Annotated in this window: 11 protein-coding genes, 1 pseudogene, 1 CRISPR repeat array and 1 riboswitch (1 of these 14 only partly in view); of the genes and pseudogenes, 6 read left to right on the forward strand and 6 right to left on the reverse strand. The window is 34.9% G+C overall.

Going from position 1 to position 19323, the window contains the following annotated elements; translation table 11 throughout:
• Positions 1 to 81 precede the first annotated feature (81 nt).
• On the reverse strand, positions 82 to 1098 hold the full coding sequence (locus tag BQ5209_RS06810) for an amidohydrolase family protein (protein WP_208609975.1): 1017 nt from the start codon (positions 1096 to 1098) through the stop codon (positions 82 to 84).
• Between the two features lie 457 nt (positions 1099 to 1555).
• Here BQ5209_RS06810 and BQ5209_RS06815 point away from each other — a divergent pair, with 457 nt between their 5' ends.
• Entirely contained in the window at positions 1556 to 1846 is a 291-nt protein-coding gene (locus BQ5209_RS06815; protein ID WP_085247791.1) for a putative quinol monooxygenase, read from the forward strand.
• A gap of 71 nt (positions 1847 to 1917) precedes the next feature.
• On the opposite strand, the gene argS is transcribed toward BQ5209_RS06815, so the two are convergent.
• Positions 1918 to 3651: an arginine--tRNA ligase gene (argS, locus tag BQ5209_RS06820; protein ID WP_085247792.1), complete on the reverse strand. Its 1734-nt coding sequence runs from the start codon at positions 3649 to 3651 to the stop codon at positions 1918 to 1920.
• Between the two features lie 529 nt (positions 3652 to 4180).
• A riboswitch (TPP riboswitch) is annotated at positions 4181 to 4289 on the forward strand.
• 40 nt (positions 4290 to 4329) lie between these two features.
• Between argS and thiB the strand changes: the two genes are divergently transcribed.
• From thiB to thiQ, 3 genes are read left to right on the forward strand one after another with little or no spacing between them, the layout of a single operon-like run.
• Positions 4330 to 5325, forward strand: coding sequence for a thiamine ABC transporter substrate binding subunit (gene thiB / locus BQ5209_RS06825; protein ID WP_085247793.1), 996 nt, complete (start codon positions 4330 to 4332; stop codon positions 5323 to 5325).
• A 14-nt stretch (positions 5326 to 5339) separates the two neighbouring features.
• Entirely contained in the window at positions 5340 to 6917 is a 1578-nt protein-coding gene (gene thiP / locus BQ5209_RS06830; RefSeq protein ID WP_085247794.1) for a thiamine/thiamine pyrophosphate ABC transporter permease, read from the forward strand.
• Positions 6895 to 7611 (forward strand): thiamine ABC transporter ATP-binding protein ThiQ, encoded by a 717-nt coding sequence (gene thiQ / locus BQ5209_RS06835; RefSeq protein WP_085247795.1) that lies wholly within the window; start codon positions 6895 to 6897, stop codon positions 7609 to 7611. Before thiP ends, thiQ begins: the two co-directional genes overlap by 23 nt.
• A gap of 74 nt (positions 7612 to 7685) precedes the next feature.
• Here thiQ and BQ5209_RS06840 read toward each other — a convergent pair whose 3' ends face one another.
• Positions 7686 to 12623, reverse strand: coding sequence for a PDDEXK-like endonuclease domain-containing protein (locus tag BQ5209_RS06840; protein WP_085247796.1), 4938 nt, complete (start codon positions 12621 to 12623; stop codon positions 7686 to 7688).
• A 399-nt stretch (positions 12624 to 13022) separates the two neighbouring features.
• Between BQ5209_RS06840 and dinB the strand changes: the two genes are divergently transcribed.
• Positions 13023 to 14078, forward strand: coding sequence for a DNA polymerase IV (gene dinB / locus BQ5209_RS06845; RefSeq protein ID WP_085247797.1), 1056 nt, complete (start codon positions 13023 to 13025; stop codon positions 14076 to 14078).
• Positions 14079 to 14152: 74 nt separating this feature from the next.
• Here dinB and BQ5209_RS06850 read toward each other — a convergent pair whose 3' ends face one another.
• Positions 14153 to 15592: a 6-phospho-beta-glucosidase gene (locus BQ5209_RS06850; protein ID WP_085247840.1), complete on the reverse strand. Its 1440-nt coding sequence runs from the start codon at positions 15590 to 15592 to the stop codon at positions 14153 to 14155.
• Positions 15593 to 15605: 13 nt separating this feature from the next.
• Positions 15606 to 17495, reverse strand: coding sequence for a glucose PTS transporter subunit IIA (locus tag BQ5209_RS06855; RefSeq protein WP_085247798.1), 1890 nt, complete (start codon positions 17493 to 17495; stop codon positions 15606 to 15608).
• A gap of 176 nt (positions 17496 to 17671) precedes the next feature.
• Here BQ5209_RS06855 and BQ5209_RS06860 point away from each other — a divergent pair, with 176 nt between their 5' ends.
• The gene (locus BQ5209_RS06860; RefSeq protein WP_085247799.1) at positions 17672 to 18376 is read left to right on the forward strand and encodes a GntR family transcriptional regulator; all 705 of its coding nucleotides are present in this window, start codon (positions 17672 to 17674) and stop codon (positions 18374 to 18376) included.
• Between the two features lie 85 nt (positions 18377 to 18461).
• Here the strand turns inward: BQ5209_RS06860 and BQ5209_RS06865 are convergent.
• A pseudogene (locus BQ5209_RS06865) lies at positions 18462 to 18650 on the reverse strand (type I restriction endonuclease subunit R, EcoR124 family); the annotation flags it as partial.
• 526 nt (positions 18651 to 19176) lie between these two features.
• Positions 19177 to 19323: direct repeats of the CRISPR family, unit length 28 nt; it runs 841 nt beyond the window's last position.

Here is a 19323-nt window from a genome sequence, read left to right on the forward strand (position 1 = left end):
TCTGTGTGATGCGAAGAAAAATAACATCCCACAAACAACATTATTTTGTTTGTGGGGTTTTTATTTAATAAAGATGATTAGCTATTCAAGCCCAAGCACCATTCGTCCATTTTTGGTTGCTACATTAATTACATTATCTAAATCAGTATAACGACATCCGGTCACTAACAATTTAAGCTCTTCCCACATATTGCCAGTTGAGAATGGCAACATATAGTCACTAACATTATCTGTACCAATGGCAACAGGAATACCAGCAGCAGCTAGTTCATCAACTGGGGTGAGTGAGTTACGAGTAGGGCCTTGTTCTTCGCGGCGTGGGCTATCGATCCAAGCAAAAGGGCAGGCAATGACCATCATTTTGGCTTCTTTCATTTTTTTATAGAGTTTTTGGCGATATTCTAAACTGTGGGCTGTGATCGAAATGCTATGAATAGCAACAACGCGACCATGCATACCATGTTCAAGGGTTTTATCGGTAAGCTGTTCCGTTTCGATCTCATCTTGGGAATTAAACTGGTCAACATGTACATGCACCATTTTGCCTAATGATTTACCTGTTTGCATTAGTACATCAAGATGTTTAAGTCCCATTCCTTCACCATGATCGCGCTCATCACGACGTGGTAAACCGCCAATAATATCAACTAAATCAGCACCTTTATCGAACCAATAACGCGCCTGTTTATCGATAACGCCTTTGAGTGTTTGATTGACTAATTTTATAGTGATGTCATTTTTATAGGTTTCGCGTGCTCTTAACGCCCCTTTAATTGCTCGTTCTTGAGCGATAGGGTCAATATCAACAAACGATCCCATTGCACTTACGCCTTGCTCAATCATCCGTTCAACCGCCATACTAAAATGACGATAGTAATCGTCTTCGCTCATTGATGCTTTGACTTTATCTAATGTATCCCATTTTTCAATTAAGGTCTGTTTTTGATAAACATCAAAACTATCAACCGAAATAGTAAAAGCACGATCGGCATGCATATGTGCATTAACCCATCCGTCATTTTGTTTAATTTTATTCATTAAATAGGCTTTTAAACTTTGGTCTCTTGTGGTTAACAACATATTTTTATGTTCAATCATAATGTGCCTCTACAATTTAATCATTTTAAATAAAGTGGATAAAACCGAGCAGAGTAGGCAAAAAAAATCCCCCAAAAAGGAGGATAAAAGAAATATCAATAATTTTATTGTTTAGGATTATTGATTTACAAGTGTTCATTGTGCTTACGTCTTGTCGATTAAAAACTGCAAAAATTTTAACCAAAATATTTATAATAGCAAGCACTATAATTAATAAAATATATAAATAAATGAAATAGTTAAAGTATTATTTTTTAGATTTTCTACTATATAAAAGCATTTTATAAAATGCTAATTACCGATAAAAATAAGAATTTAAATGATAACTTATTATTTAATAATAATAATTAAACGTCACAAAAATGAGATTATTCATTTCATTATTCTATTTTAGATTCTTCGTCATACTAAGCGTATAGTGTGCTAATCAATTATTTTGAAATAGAGGAGAGTTAATATGAGTCAATTAAATATTGTAGCTACAATTACCATTAAACCAGAATTTTATGAGGAATTTCAACCGATATTTAAACGATTAGTCACAGGTAGCAGGGCCGAAACAGGTTGTGTACGCTATGAACTTAATCAAAGCATTGATAACCCCAATATCTTTATTGTGATCGAAACATGGGCTTCACAGCAGGCAATTGATTTTCATAATGTAACACCTCATTTTATCGAATTTGCCAATTTTGCTAAAGATCATGTTGATGGATTAGAGATTAATATTGTTAAACAAATCATGTAACTTGAAAGTTTAACATACTAAATATATTAGCAAAAATGCCACCTATGCATTCACAATAGGTGGCGGTTTAACTACATTTTATCAACCGTCTTAATACCTAACATATCAAGACCAATTTTCAGTGTTTTCGCTGTTAAACAAGCCAATTTCAAGCGGCTTTGCTTCAAGCTTTCGCTGTCGGCCGTTAAAATTGGGCAGTTTTCATAAAAACTTGAAAACAGCGTTGCAATGTCATAAAGATAAGCACAAAGAACATGTGGTGTACCTTCTCTTGCCACGGTTGAAATAGTTTCGTCAAATTGAATTAAACGAATTGCTAAGGCTCGCTCTTTATCGGTTTCTAAACTAATATTACCTGTTAAGCTTTCTTCGGTAATATTCGATTTTTTAAATATTGATAACACTCTGGTATAAGCATATTGTAAATAAGGTGCGGTATTGCCTTCAAATGACAGCATATTATCCCAATCAAAAACATAATCGGTGGTACGATTTTTAGAAAGATCGGCATATTTAACTGCACCAATAGCCACTGCATCGACGATTTCGGCAAGCTCGCTTTCAGTTACGTCAGGATTTTTGCTACGAATTAATGTTGTCGCACGTTCACAAGCTTCATCTAGCAAATCATTTAATTTTACGGTATCGCCAGAACGTGTTTTAAATGGTTTACCGTCTTTACCTAGCATCATACCGAACATATGGTGTTCAAGTTTTAAAGATTCTGGCACATAGTCGGCTTTATGAATAATTGCCCACACTTGCTCCAAGTGCTGATGTTGGCGAGAATCCGTATAATAAAGGATGCGATCAGCGTGTAATGTTTCGTAACGGTATTTTGCACAAGCAATATCGGTTGTTGCATAAAGATAGCCACCATCCCGCTTTTGGATGATAACCCCCATCGGTTCACCTTCTTTGTTTTTATACTCATCTAAAAACACAACTATTGCGCCTTCACTTTCAACGGCAAGCCCTTTTTGTTTTAAATCGGCAACAATACCCGGTAGCATACTGTTATAGATGCTTTCGCCCATGGTGTCTTCAACTGTTAACGTAACATTTAAACGTTTATAAGTGGCAATATTTTGCGTCATGGTAATATCAACCAATTTTCGCCACATATCACGACAATACTCATCACCGCCTTGCAGCTTGACCACATAATTACGGGCTTTTTCGGCAAACACTTCGTCTTCATCATAATGTTTTTTGGCAGCGCGATAGAAGGATTCTAAATCAGATAGCGCCATATCATTGGCATGCTCATTTTGCATTTTTTCAAGATACGCAATTAACATACCAAATTGTGTTCCCCAATCACCAACATGGTTAGCACGAATAACGTTATGCCCTAAAAAGGATAATAGTCGGACACTAGCATCACCAATAATGGTTGACCGCAAATGCCCAACATGCATCTCTTTTGCAACATTAGGCGCAGAATAATCAACCACAATTGTTTGTGATTTTGCAGGTAAAGTAATATTAAGTTTATCACTGTTTATAGCAACTTCGTTTTGTTCAGCAATCCAACTATTTTTCAAAAAGATATTAATAAAGCCAGGACCGGCAATTTCGATTTTTTCAGCAATATCATCAATATCAAGATGTTGTAAAACCGCCTGAGCAAGATTTCGAGGGGGCATCCCCATTTTTTTAGCCACAGACATAATGCCATTCGCTTGATAATCACCAAATTGTACTTTAGCTGATTGCTTAATTAGAGCGTCGCAGTTTTTATCTGCACCTGCCATAATCATAGCTTGCGAAACACGTTGCGTTAATAATTGTTGAATATTCACACTAAACCTAACTGATTGTAAGAAAATGCCAATATAATACCGACAAAGTGTCGGATTGTCACTGTTCGTATAAGCGGAGGGTTCTTTTTAATAAAAAAAGAATGTATAAAATTTAAGTAAAATTGCTACGCTAGCTTAATGATAATAGACTTTAATCAAACACTAAATTCTCGCCCGAAAGCCACTTGCTTTCATAACAAAATCATCAAACAAAAATATCAATAAAACCAATTTGATACCTAAGATTTTTTATAACGCAAAACACGCTGATTTTTCACAATACCTAAACGTTAACAGTGTTATTTATTCTGTGTCGGAATATGTCTGACAACAGACAATTGAGATTAAGTTATTGATAGGCTTAATGGCAAGTTTATATCGGTCTGTTTTTAAGCATTTAGTATGGTAAGGGGATTTGTTGTTAAAAATAATATAAAATCTATAAAATAATATGATGTTTTTTTAAGCTTTCATTACCTTTTATCTGTTTCGTTATTTACAATCCTCATACTAACCACTACACTAACTTATGTTCTCAACGGGGTGCCCAGTGGGGCTGAGAATGTTAGATAGACTAACGTAACCCGTCGAACCTGAACTGGATCATGCCAGCGGAGGGATTTGAGTTATTCCACTTGCTCAAACCTTTTGTCTTTTATTGGCTATTTTGGAGGCAAAATGTTTTGTAAAAAATTGTTATTATCTTTATTGTTTTCTGTCCCTTTCTTGGCAAATGCTGCCAATGTAAAACCTACATTAACTGTTTATACTTATAACTCTTTTATTTCAGAGTGGGGACCGGGGCAAGAGATTGAAAAAGGATTTGAAGCTCAGTGCGACTGCCAACTTGAAATTGTTGCATTAGGCGATGGGGTGGCGGTTTTAAATCGAATTCGCCTTGAAGGGAATAGAACCAATGCCGATGTGATCTTAGGGTTAGACAATAACCTTTTAGATCAAGCCAAACAGGCAGGTATTGTTATTCCTCATCAAATCAGTAAGCCAAATAATTTAAATACCGACTGGTGGGATAGTAATTTTATGCCTTATGATTTTGGTTATTTTGCCTTTATTTATGATCAGCAAAAGATTAGTAACCCGCCACGCACTATGCATGAATTAGTTGATAATAAAGCCAATTGGAAGATTATTTATCAAGATCCAAGAACCAGTACACCTGGCTTAGGTTTATTATTTTGGATAAAGAATATATATGGTGATGATGCGGCATCTGCATGGCAAAAAATAGCTAACAATACTGTGACTGTGACCAAAGGTTGGAGCGAAGCTTACGGTCTATTTTTAAAAGGTGAAGCTGATTTTGTGCTTAGTTATAGCACTTCACCTGTGGCTCATATTATGAATAATAATGATCATCGTTATACCGCGGCTATTTTTGACGAAGGTCACTATCGACAAGTTGAAGTTGCTGGTATTACCAAATACAGTCAGAACCCAGAATTGGCACGTGCTTTTTTAAAATATTTATTAACACCGAATGTTCAACGCCAAATCGCTGAAAAAAACTTCATGTATCCTATAGTCAATACGCCATTATCCGAAGCTTTTAAAGAGATTAAACCAGTCAATAAAGCACTAGAGTTTGATTCTAAACAGGTTGAACAGAATCAAAAAGCGTGGGTTCGTGAATGGAAATCTACTATTAGTAAGTAGTTTTATTTAACCTAATGTTGAAATTAAGAACATTACTTCCAGGTCTTAGCGCTGCAAGCTTCATCTTAATGGTATTAGGCACAGGGCTATTTGCCCTTGGCTTGGTCGCTATCGAGTCTAATAATTTAACTGTCTATTTTGATAGTTATTTAATGCATGTGATTTGGATAACGGTATTTCAAGCAACGCTATCGACACTATTATCTGTCTTATCGGCAATACTAATGGCAAAAGCCTTATCAATGGTCGATTTTTTTGGTAAACGGTTATTGTTACGCATGATGCCTATTACCTTTATTCTACCCACCCTTGTTGTGGTAACTGGGCTGTTGTCTATTTACGGAAAACATGGCTTATTGGCTTGGATTTTTGATTGTTTGGATTTACCTTTTATTGATTCTATTTATGGCTTAAAAGGTATATTACTTGCGCATGTGTTTCTTAATTTTCCGTATGCTTGTTGTTTATTTTACCAAACCTTAAATAATGTGCCTGTCGCACACAAACAGCTAGCGACACAGTTAAATTTTTCGAGTTTTACTTATTTTAAATTGGTTGAATGGCCACTACTACGTCGGCAATTGTTCCCGATGGCATCGCTTATTTTTATGCTTTGTTTTTCGAGTTTTGCTATTGTATTAACGCTTGGTGGTGGGCCCAAATATACCACAATTGAAGTGGCTATTTATCAATCTATTCGTGAGTTTGATTTGATACAAGCTGTATTTTTAGCCTGTTTGCAGTTAGTTTGTTGTGTTAGTTTTATGCGGTTGATGCAAAAAACAAATTATAACAAAAAACTTAGTGCGAATTACGTTAGGCAAAATTATTGTGTGCCTGTTTCGTTTCACTTAACTTTGTTGAGTATCGTTATTATTGTTATTGGTGGGCTATTTATTGTGTTGCCCATCATCACCATACTTATTGAAGGCATTTATTTTTTTCAGTGGTCGTTTTTTACGGCGGCTTTTCAACGAGCTGTTATGTTTTCAGTATTAATTGCTTTCGGATCGGCAATAATTGGTATGCTACTTGCTTTATTATTACTTTATACCAATAGCCGATTATTGATTAATCAGCAAATACAGTGGAGCAATCGATTAATGTTTGTGGGATCGCTGATTTTAATTGTTCCAAGCATGGCACTGGCATCGGGTCTGTTTTTATTGTTATTTCCCTACGCGTATAGTTCTGTATTTGTGTGTGGCTTAATTATGTTGTGTAATGGCTTAATGGCATTACCTTTTGTATTAAAAAATCTTGCCGCACCAATGTATGATGTGACCGCACGCTACTGGCAATTAACTCAATCACTCAATATTGATGGTTTGTTGCATTTTTATTTGATTGAATACAAAGCGCTAAAAAAATTAATCGTTCGGAGCTTTGCTTTTTCCGCAATATTATCGTTGGGTGATTTTGGTATTATTGCGTTATTTGGTGGGCAGTCCGTGACTACGTTACCCTATTATTTATATGAACAAATATCGCATTATTATTATCAAGAAAGCACCGTAACGGCTGCATTATTGTTAATCTTATCTTTTAGTTTACTGGTTGTAATAGATCATGATCGAGCTGAATCACATTAATTATCAATATGATAATTTTAAAATACACTTTAATATTGATATACCAGCAAAAGAACGTGTGGTTATTGTTGGGCCTAGTGGTGCAGGTAAAAGTACTTTATTAAATTTAATTGCTGGATTTATTCATCCAAAATCGGGTGATATCATTCTTAATAAACAATACGCAAATAACTTACTTCCTGGCAAACGCCCTGTATCAATGTTGTTTCAAGATAACAATTTATTTAGTCACTTAACTGTTGAACAAAATATTGCTTTAGGGCTTAAGCCGTCTTTAAAGTTAACAGTAGCAGAGCAACAGACTATTTGTGACATTCTAATTCAAGTGGGACTGGATGGATTTGGCAAACGATATCCAGAACAGTTATCAGGTGGGCAACGCCAGCGAGTGGCACTTGCGCGTTGTTTAATTCAGCATCGGCCTATTTTATTATTGGATGAGCCTTTTTCAGCGCTTGATCAAGCTTTACGTTATGAAATGCTAGCGCTAGTTAATCAAATTTGTGATAAGTTTAATTTAACATTAATGATGATATCGCATTACCTTGATGATTCGCTCAGTTACTTTTCGCGTTGTTTGGTCGTGGATAATGGGCAGATTGTTTTTAATGATCTGCCAAAACAACTTTTACAACCTAAAAATAATGTTTTTGCAAAATTAATTGGTTTAAAGAACGAAAAAAATAAGTATTAGAATTATAGTTGATATTCCTCCTTAAAAATCTACTAATTAAAACTTTTTTACAAATTTTAATTAACATCAATGAACTAACTTGGTCGATGAATCTCTAAAATTTTAAGAGTTTTAGGTTTTTTACCTGGAAGATGTAAAGTTTTTTCATCGTTAACACCAGCTTCAAGTAGTGTCTTTGCCAATGGGCAACTTTCATTGATAACCCCATTGGAAAAATCATTTTCTCCTTTAATTATCTGTACCGTGATAATATCATTAGGTTTTGAAACATCAATATAATGAACCAAATCTCCGATTTCTACAACATCAGTTGTTAGATTAATTGGATTATTTTTTTCTAAATTTGTTGCATTTATATCTCTTGGATTGTGTTCTTTTATTTGCTTTGTGACTATTGTATCTGTAATCTCACTGCCTTTATTTTGATTAGATAATGTAGTTACTTCTCTGTACTCAGTATAGATATTGTTAATTGGAATATTTGTATTGCTGGGATAAATGTTATATTCAGTAAGTGTATCTAATAGATCTTTAATAACATCTTTTTTATAACGATTAAATGTTGATGCAAAACATCTCCAAAATTTCCAGCCTGCTCGTTCCAAAATCCTTTGTCGACGTATATCGTTAGCCCATTGTTCAGGGCCGTGATATTTATCTCCATCGCACTCAATTGCAAGACGGCTATCGGATTCTCCTTCAACAACCATGTCAATCCTATATGTACCAACACGGACTTGTGGTATTACACGGTAACCATGCGAGACCAAAATGTCAAACATTTCTCTTTCAAATGGGGATTCACAAAGTTCACGAAAATTTTCTAATTTTTCTTCATCTTGGATAAAAGGTGTTTTGAAATGTTGTATCAGTTTAGATCGTAATTGATCTGCTTTGCTTAATTCATCAATATTAATACTGCGCACTAAATACATACGATCTCTAGCTCGAGAAGCTGCCACGTTAAAGCGTTGTGCAAACGTATTTTTTGTTTGTGCTTGAACCTGACCTGGTACAACAACCATTGATAAAAATATAATATCCCTTTCTTTTCCCTGAAAAGTACGAGCATCACCACAAGTGATTTTGTATTGCATGATCACTTCTTCTTCTAATCGTTCATTAAGCATTTGCATGATTTTCAATGCTTGATCATTACCTAAAAGTGATACAATACCGATAGTTCTACCTTTGAAGTTAGGCATTTCTACAATTTTTTGAATTTCATCAACTATAAATTGAGCTTCAGGTAGGTTAATATTATTTTTACGATAACCGTCGGTTACATACACATCAATAAGTGGCGGGTCAATACGCTCTGAAACTTTAGGTACACGTAAAGGTTTTAGTTCATTATTGTAAAATTCACGTTTTGAGTATTCGATAATTGGTGATACGCAACGGAAATGTTCTCTTAGCATTACAGAACTTTTGGCAAAAACCACCTTAAATAAATCATATATAGATCGCTCTGGTGTCATTTGAGAACGATAGATATCCACCTGATTTGAAAGAAAACGTGTCATCAAACTTTTAATTTTCTCTTCTTCTAAACCAATACCTTCAGGAGAAACTTGTTTATCGTCTCCGACTACTAATATTTTTTTTGCCCTTAATATTGCAGATAATGCCATTAGGTCTGATTGGGATGCTTCATCAATGATAACCAAATCAAATTCCCCAAAATTAGAAGGCAATGATTCACAAATGCGATAGTGTGGCATAATCCAACAAGGAATAGCATTATTTGCTTTTTCGGCAGCTATTCGTGCATCTCGACGATATCGAACTGCACGAACCCCAGTACCTTTTCCTATTTTATTGACTGCTGCTCTATATGCTTCCAACGCGGAACGGACATCAGGTGTGGCATTTTCTGCTATTTTTAGCCATGTACGTTTATTTACTGCATCTTTGTAAAGATTTGCTAAATCAAGTTCAAGTTCCTCCCGTAGTTTTGATAGCCACTTTAAATCCTTACGTGCATCAATTTTATCGATAAAATTAGCTAAACGACATAGACGCCATACTTTATGCCAATTATTTGGAAGTAATTGTTCATGAGTCCCAGCATAGGGCTCATTGCGTAGTCTTTCAGCCCATTTTTTAGCCCCTGATGCTTCAATCATCTGAGTTACGTTGGAAATTGTCTTGAAATGCTCTGAGAAAGAATGGATCTTGCGGAGTTTTTCCATTAGCAGAGACCATTTTGCTTGAATGTCATTATTATTGTATTTAGAATTACCTAGATAGTTGTTTAAAAATTCTCTAATCTGTTCGGTAATTTCACCTTCACAATCCATAATAGCGTTTAAGAAAGATTCTTTTATCCCCCCCCGAGTTTCTATAAGACGGTATTGTTGTAGATAGTGTTGAAATACAATTTCAATATGGCTAATCATCTCGTAGGTATAAGGGATTTGTGATGCTTTAGTCCATGAAGAAAATAAATGATTCAATAGTTTTTTTATTTGTGATTCATGATCAATAATTAAAGAAATCTTATCGTATAGTTTGATAATTTTTTCTGCTTCAGTTATATCTTCTGGATTGAGAGATAGTTGAGGTAGAAAAAGTTCATTGGCTAATGTATTCCATCGAATAAGTAGTTCTCTACATGATTTTTTATACTTAATAAATTTAAATATATGTTTCCAGTCCTCAGTAGAAGAAGGCTTTGAACCGACAAGAATGATGTTGTTCAATATACGTTTTTGTTCTGTTTTTTTGAACATACCAATCAGTCCGAATGGTTTTTTACCTTGAGATAAGTTGTTAACGGCTTCTACTAGTTCAATACTCGATTCAAAATTTTCTGTTAATATTACAGGTCTAAGTAAAAATTGCGTACGTGTGCCTAGTATTGTGACGATTTCATTTCTAAGCTCTAGGAATAAATCTAAAATTTTATTTTTTGAGTTACAACGTAAATATCGTTGCAAATCACTAATCCATGTTTGCTGAACATTGTCAATTTCTTGAAGTAACAGTTTTAGACTTGATATTTTTTCAACTGTTATAGCTACTGATTTCATAGCCTCGGGAGTAAAGCGATCTATGTTTGGCACAGTACCATCAGACTCTTTAGCTTTTAATTCATTTAAAAGTACCAAATCTTGATGAATTTGCAATAGCTTTTCTGATGAGGGAAAGTTATCAATGTTGGGGATATGTTTACTTAGGTAAGCTAAGTCATCATTTACAGCTTGTCGAGCTTCACGTAATTTTGTAATTTCAGTTTTTCCAAATTGAGGTTTGTAAATAGGCTCAATGGTTAGAATATCTGTGAACCATTTTATTTCATCTTGATTATCTGCAACCTCTTTAGCAATGTCATTAGGGGTAATGGTTTCTTCATCCATTTGTACATTATTGAGATTTAGATTTGCCCAATTTTCTATTTCTTTATCGACTTTGGAAATGCGTGCGTGTAGCGAATCAATTTGCTTGTCAATATCTTCAATTTTTCTACGATAATCTTTTGGATCAATTAGAGATATTTTTGTGGAAATTTTTTCAATCGCAAAATCAAATTGTTTTATATCCTCTGCTTCACTGGTCAGTAAGCTGATTGTCAGAGGTCGAATGGCTTTAGGGATTTTTTCTTGTAAAACGGTAAGTGCAGGGGATTTCATTGAAGTAACTAACACCCGTTTACCAGATGCAAGATAATGACAGATTACGTTGGCAATAGTATGTGTTTTCCCTGTTCCTGGGGGACCTTGTACTACTACTCCATTATAAGCTTCTAGCATTTGAATAATTTTAACTTGTTCATCATTATAAGGCATTGGGAAATATAGCTCTGATACATGAGCAGTATCGAGTTTATTGAAATCGATGCTACCACTAACCATAGATAAACCACGAAATGGAGGTAGAATTACTTCTTTATTTTCGGATGAAGGCTCTGTTAACAATGATAACACAACATCTGATAAAGACTCTGAAGAATTGTCACTCAGTTTGTTTTCAAAGCGTTCCAAATCTTGAATATGCATATTATTTGTACGTGGACGAGCTAATATAACCCAAGTATCAGTAATTACTAAATTTTCTGTCAATTTTGGGAGTGATCTATCATCTGCAGTGGTTTGTGATGGCCAATAGGTACCAGATGAATCTAAATGCGTGACTGCAGAGTTCAGTAATGGCTTAAAGGTACTTGGATCAAAAGGATTAAGAATACCACCTGTCGACTCAAAAAACTTTTTACTTTCTTCTAAAAGTTGAGCTATAGAGGGATTATACATCGATTCATATATATCAACTTCTAATTGTGGTTTTGATGAACGGGGTCTTATTTCTAAGGACATTGTTGTTTTATTGAGTGAAATTTCTACTAATTGGGTCAATAAAGGATATGTAATATCCCCTGTAGGTAACTTCCATAAAGCAATACCTACTCCTAAAACCAACTCCAGCTGTGCATTAGCTAAATTATCTTGTATTTTTTGGGACAACATAAATAGCTCTGAATACAGTTTTATGCTTTTTCTATTTTCTTTTTCTTTCGTCGCCCACGGTTTCCATTTCTCTTCAATGTATGACTTAAATTGTTCTTTAACTAGTTGTTTATCATCAAAATCTTTAAATTTTATCGGATGAGAATTAACATCTTCTTCGACTGTTTCATCATTTATAATCGGATTATTTGATGTAATGGTTAGTGCGCCTATATCTATAAGTGATTGGCGTATAACGTGATCTTTTATAGATGGTTCTTTGTTGGGTTCTTGAGATAGATCAATCCATATTTTAAGAAGTTTTTTTTCGGGAATTGGTGGCGGGGTTTCTCGTAATCTATCTATGCAAAACCAAATTTCATCACATTCAACTTTATTACAATTAAAAGTTATTCCTGGCAGCCCTCTAATTTCTTCTTCCAGAAGACAAAATTCTTTTTTGTGCTGAGAAATATTCTTGACAGGTGATTTATCTAATAAGGCAGTTTGTTTGGTAAACTCAATCAAAGAGGAAAGGCGCTGATATTGAATGTTTATTGGTTTCATATTGGGTTTTTCCACGTTGTTTACTCTTTTTTAATAAATTATAAAATTATATTAAAAGCAATTTTTATAATTAGGGAAATAACTGATTAATGATCGGCATGGAACTTTTATTAATGTATTTTATCTTAATAACTACTGTTAATAAAGTTTGTTCTTTAACCTATTTAGATTGAAATTTAAAAAAATTTTAATTGAAGTAAATGGTTGTGAGATATCTTTGAATATTAAATACAATATTTAAAATATAATAAATAAATTTTAAAACCTATGTCTATTAGAAGTTTAAACAACTCGGTGTTTTCTTACTACTAAGTAATCGCCACAGGTTGTTTACAGAGCTGTTTAAGGTATGATATTGTATATTTATACAGTTGTATTTTAAGTGTCGTAAATCCGTTTATGCGAAAAATTATTCATGTTGATATGGATTGTTTTTATGCCGCCGTTGAAATGAGAGACAATCCCCGTTATCGCAATCTGCCTATTGCAGTAGGCGGCGATCCGCGTAAACGCGGTGTGGTTGCCACTGCCAATTATTTAGCTCGTCAATATGGTATACACAGTGCTATGTCAATGGCACAAGCGATTAAACTGTGCCCTAATCTTAAAATTATACCCGGTAGGCATGCGGTGTATAAAGAAGTGTCAAAACAGATCCACCAAATTTTTAGGCGTTATACTGACTCTATTGAGGCGCTATCGCTCGATGAGGCTTATCTTGATGTGACCGATTGCAAGCTTTGTTATGGTTCGGCTACCTTGATTGCTCAAGATATCCGCCAAGCTATTTATAACGAACTTGAATTAACCGCATCGGCTGGTGTTGCTCCACTTAAGTTTCTTGCCAAGATAGCTTCAGATATGAACAAACCTAATGGCCAATATGTGATAACTCCCGATGAAGTAGACGGCTTTATTGAGGGGCTTCCCTTAAAAAAAATTCCGGGAGTGGGTAAAGTCACTGAAAAAAAACTAGCACAATTAGGGCTATTTACATGTAATGATGTTGTTAATTATGATGTTTCTAAATTACTCACTCAATTTGGTAAGTTTGGGCGAATATTATATGAAAGATGTCAAGGTATTGATGAGCGCGAAGTGTGTAACGACAGGCAACGTAAATCGGTTGGGGTAGAGCGCACCTTAACTGACGATATTCATAGTTGGGATGAGTGTTTATTGCAGTTTGACCCATTATTTGAAGAGATAGAAAAACGGTTAAGTAAAGTGCGTGCTGATTTGTCGATCGCTCGGCAGGGTGTCAAATTTAAGTTTGACGATTTTCAGCTGACAACACAAGAACATGTATGGTCTAAATTAGATAAAGCCGATTTGATTGAACAAGCGCATAAAGTTTGGTTAGAACGACGTAATGGTCGTGGTGTTCGGTTAATTGGTTTTCATGTAACGTTAATTGATCCACAAGTTGAAAAACAGTTAATTTTTCCGTTTTAGTTTTTTTTCATTATAAAAAATGAGGATGCAGGCAAAACCTTAATGCATCCTTTTAATATACTGTTAATTGTTAATTATGACTTTAGATTTGCACCGTTAGTGCTAATCACTTGTTTATACCACTCAAATGAATCTTTTTTATAACGCTTCATGCTACCGTTACCAGCATTGTCACGGTCAACATAAATCACGCCATAACGTTTTTTCATTTCGCCAGTGGTGAATGATACGACATCAATAATTCCCCATGCGGTATAGCCAATCACATCAACGCCATCATAATCCATCGCGGTTTGCATGGCTTTAATGTGTGCACCTAGATATTCAATACGTGGTTTGTCGTGCACTTGATTGCCATTTTCAAGTTCATCAATTGCACCAAAACCATTTTCCACAATAAACAGTGGTAATTGATAACGATCATACAAACGATTGAGTGTATAACGTAAACCTTCAGGGTCAATTGGCCAGCCCCAATCACTGCTTTTAATATAAGGATTTTCAACTGCATTGGGTAGTGCACCGTTAACGATGTTATCGCGATTATCATTTTTGGCATCCGCTTTTACAACCGTTGACATATAGTAGCTAAAACCAATGTAATCAACGGTACCTTGTTTTAAGTAAGTCAGATCTTCATCGGTGATATCTAGCTTATAGCCTTCACGTTCAAACTCTTTTAAAGCATAAGCAGGGTAATAACCACGAACGTGAACATCAGGAAAGAAGAAGCGTTGATGCATAGCAATTTCTGATGCCATCATATCTTCAGGGTTACAAGAATATGGATAAATTGGCACATGTGACACCATACAACCAATTTGAAAATCTGGATTGATTTTTTTACCAGCAATCACTGCCTTAGCACTGGCTAATAGTTCATAGTGAGCAACTTGGTACAGGACTTCTTGCGGATTTTCGCCCGGTTTAACTTGTACGCCCGAGTTAGTCCAAAAGAAGATAGGGTTACTGGTATCCATTTGATTGTTGATTTCGTTAAATGTCATCCAGTATTTGACTTTATTTTTATAACGCTCAAAACATGCAGTGGCAAAACGTTCAAAAAATTCGACTGTTTTACGGTTTCTAAAACCACCATACTGGCGTGCAATGTGTAACGGCATTTCAAAATGCGATAAGGTGATAACAGGTTCAATGCCGTGAGCAATTAATTCATCAAAAACGTTATCATAAAAGCGAAGTCCTTCTTCGTTTGGTTCAAGCTCATCACCTTTTGGAAAAATTCGAGTCCAGGCGATCGAGGTACGTAAACATTTAAGACCTAATTCGGCAAATAGTTTGATATCGTCTTTATAGTGATGATAAAAATCAATTGCAGTATGATTTGGATAAAATTTACCTGCTTCGATATCTTGGGTGATTTGTCTTGCAACGCCATGAGCGCCTGCAGTCATAACATCAACCACGCTTGGTCCTTTACCGCCTTCGTTCCAGCCACCTTCAAATTGGTGAGCGGCTAAAGCACCGCCCCATAAAAATGGTTTTTTAGTCATTTTTGATTCCTTGTTATTGCTTAATTTTAAATATGATATCATCAACTGTTACTTCTGTTTTATCGGTTAATGAAATGAATTGGTATTGATCGGTATTAACAATAATAATTGGGGTAATTAACGGGTAACCAGCTTGCTTGATTGCCTCAGGATTGAAGCTGATTAGTAAATCACCTTTTTTCACTTTTTGGTGTAACTCAACGTGATATGCAAACTCATTATTGGTTAAATTAACCGTATCAATCCCCACATGAATTAGTAACTCAACGCCGTTATCTAATGTTAATCCAATGGCATGTTTAGAATTTTCAAATACCGCAGTTACCTCGGCATCAAAAGGCGCATAAACGTGATTATCAGTAGGTTCAATTGCAATCCCTTCACCCATGAGTTTTTGTGAAAAAGCAGGATCGGGCACTTCACTTAATGGTAAAGCATGACCTGTCATTGGGCTTGTAATGTCAACTTCATCAAGAAGAATTTTAGGGTTATCATCTTCGATATTGATATTTTCTTGTTTATTAACTGTATCTTGTAAGGTTTCGCCTGTGCCCAGAATTTGGATTAAAACTACCGGTCCAAAAAAAGCAATAAGCGCACCAATTAAGACACCCATAAATGACCCTGGATTATTAGGACTAATCGCATTGACGATAGTTAAAGGACCTGGCAAACCTGCATAAGCAACATAGTGAGGTGCAAAAAATCCAGCCACAATACCACCACAAGCAGCCGAGATACAACCATAAATAAATGGCTTTTTAAAACGTAGGTTAACGCCATAAATAGCAGGTTCGGTGATACCAAATAAGCCAGTGATAAAAGCGGATAACGAAACGCCTTTCATCTCTTGTGTTTTGGTTTTTAAATAAAAACCAAATGCTGCCCCGACTTGACCAATAACGGCAATGGTTTGAAATGCTTGGAAAGAGTCTTGACCATACTGTTTAAAGTTTTCAACGATAACAGGTGTGATCCCCCAATGCACGCCGAAAATAACAAAGACTTGCCAAACGGCTCCGATAATCCCACCAGCTATTGAAGGTGCTAGACTGACAAACCAATTATAGCCATTGGCAATGTATTGTGCACCATTTGCGGTTAATGGACCAACAACAAGTAATGTTAAAGGTACCATAATGACAAGACTAAATAATGGCAATAGAACCGGTTTTATAATGCTGTGTAAGCGAGGTTCTAAAAAACGCTCTAAATAAGAGAGTAACCAAACTAAAAACAGTGGTGGTAAAACAGTTGAGGCATAGGTGGTTTTCGATAGCGCAATGCCAAATAGATCAATTTCTTGCCCCTCGCTTATTAGTTTTGCAAACTCAGTCCATGTCGGCGATAACAGCGCTGCACAGCAAGCAACTGCGATATAAAGGTTGCAACGGAAATGCTGTGAAGCGGTAATGGCAATAAAGATAGGTAAAAAGACAAAAGGGGCCCAAGAGATGAAATTGAATACCTCAAAGGTGCCAGTTTTTTCTAATTCAGGGCATGCCAATTTAAGTAAAATCAAGATGCCTTGTAAAATCCCTGATGCCGCTAAAATATAAACAAAAGGGGCAAATACGGCAGACATGGTTGCAATGATGCGATTTAATATGTTGCTATCATTTCCTGCTTCAACTTTATTGTCAATATTAACTAGTTGAGTAAAAGCGTTATAAACTTTATCAACATGCGTACCAATAACCACTTGGATTTGACCGCCTTTTTCAACAACAGTAATCACACCCGGCAATTTAGCAATGTTCTCTTTTGCGTGATCTGGTGTATGTTGGGTAACAAGGCGAAGACGCGTTGCACAGCGAGAAATGGTGACAATATTCTTTTCACCGCCTAATTCATTTAAAATATCAACGGCTAGTTTGTTATAATCTCTAATTTTTGATGACATCCATAATACTCCTAAAAGCAATTTAGTATGGTTATCTTATAGACAATTTCAAAATTGTTAATGACCAATTATATTGTTTGTGATCTAGATCGACTTTTTATATCATTTAATTTAAAAGTTAACCTAATCTGTATAAAATAATAGTTAAATTACTTACTCAATAAAAAGATATATAAATGATTAAATATCAAGATGTTGCCAAAAAAATTAAACAGATGATCTATAAGCAGCAATTAGCTAAAGGCACTCAACTTGCCAATATTGAAGGATTGATTAATCAGTATCAGGTAAGTCGTAGCACAATTATTAAAGCGCTCAATTGTCTGGAACGACAAGGTGTTATTTATCAAGTGCAAGGCAGTGGTATTTTTGTTCGTGAACGCAAAAAAAGAGGCTACCTCAATTTTTTACAAAGTCATGGTTTTACCATTGATTTAGAAGATGTTTATGGCTCATCGACAGTTTTTAATGTCGATATTATCAAGCCTTGTTCCAAAGTGAAAGAGAATCTACAATGCGATGATCAGGAAGAAGTTTATTTTATTAAACGACTACGTTACGTTGAAGGCAAATTATATGGCTTAGAGCAGTCATACTATCGCAAAAAACTCATCTGTTATTTAAATAAAGAGATCGTTGAAAATTCAATTTTTAATTATATTCAAGAAAATTATAATATTAATATTGGTTTTTCTGATAAATATATGCAAGTAATAAAGCTTGATGCTGAAATGGCGCAATATTTAGGGCTGCAAGCCGGTGAGCCTGCACTTTGTGTTGAAGAAATATTTTATACTTCATCAGGTGAACCTTTTGATTTTTCAAAAATCATTTATCATTATGAAAATGCAAGATTTTGCATACAAAATCACTCAAAGTAAGTTTCAGTGATGAGTTATTAGGAAGATGAATAAGAAATCGATCATTCATCTTCCTTTAATTATTAGCGAATTTAACTGTTAACAATTAAATTTCACTACCAACACCCTTAAACTTTTCAACCAGTGCGGCGATTTTTTCAAAGACACGGTTCTTTTTAATTAAATATTGAGGATTAAGTGGACTCATTTTAGGTAGAATCTCGTTCAGCTCAGTGCCATTTTCAGTTGCATACTCTCGCTTTAACGACGAGGTGATATAGCGTTTTGTGATAGCATTAGTCATTTTATCGCTAACCGTTATAGGTGCTATATCATAGCTGATTTGTTGTTATTTTTCTATCTGCGGGCTTTTTTATTGCTTTATTTTGAATAAATCTAAGGTTAATAATTTCTTCCATTTTTCACGTATCAAAAAAACATCGATCTGGTCGCGCTCCTTGATTCTATTACTGATTGAAAGTTGTTGATGAACATTATTTAATATCTTTTAAGAAAAATAGAAAGAAAGTTAATTGATATAGGCTATTTTTCTATTTATAGGTAGATAAAATTCGAAAACGCTTAACGCTATTTTTAAGGTTTTTATTAAAAATCTAAGCAAATTGGTCTTTTGAGTTTTAGGTTTGGGTTGTACTACGTCATAATAAAGTCCAAAAACTAAAAACCAGAACCCTTTTTTTTGCCATATTTTAAAAATAAATAAAATCAAATAATTAAAAACGTCCTTCAAAAAAGGGTTTTTAAAGTCTAAATAGCTATTTGCCTTTTTACATACAATATTGATAGTATATTAACTTCTAGTTCACTGCCGTGTAGGCAGTTTAGAAACGAATCAGTGAAAGCCGATTTTTGGGCTAAGAGTTCACTGCCGTGTAGGCAGTTTAGAAAAACCTGAAAGAAAAGGGTGCAATAACCGATCAGTTCACTGCCGTGTAGGCAGTTTAGAA

The sequence above is a fragment of the Gilliamella mensalis genome (assembly GCF_900103085.1).
Lineage (GTDB): Bacteria > Pseudomonadota > Gammaproteobacteria > Enterobacterales > Orbaceae > Gilliamella > Gilliamella mensalis.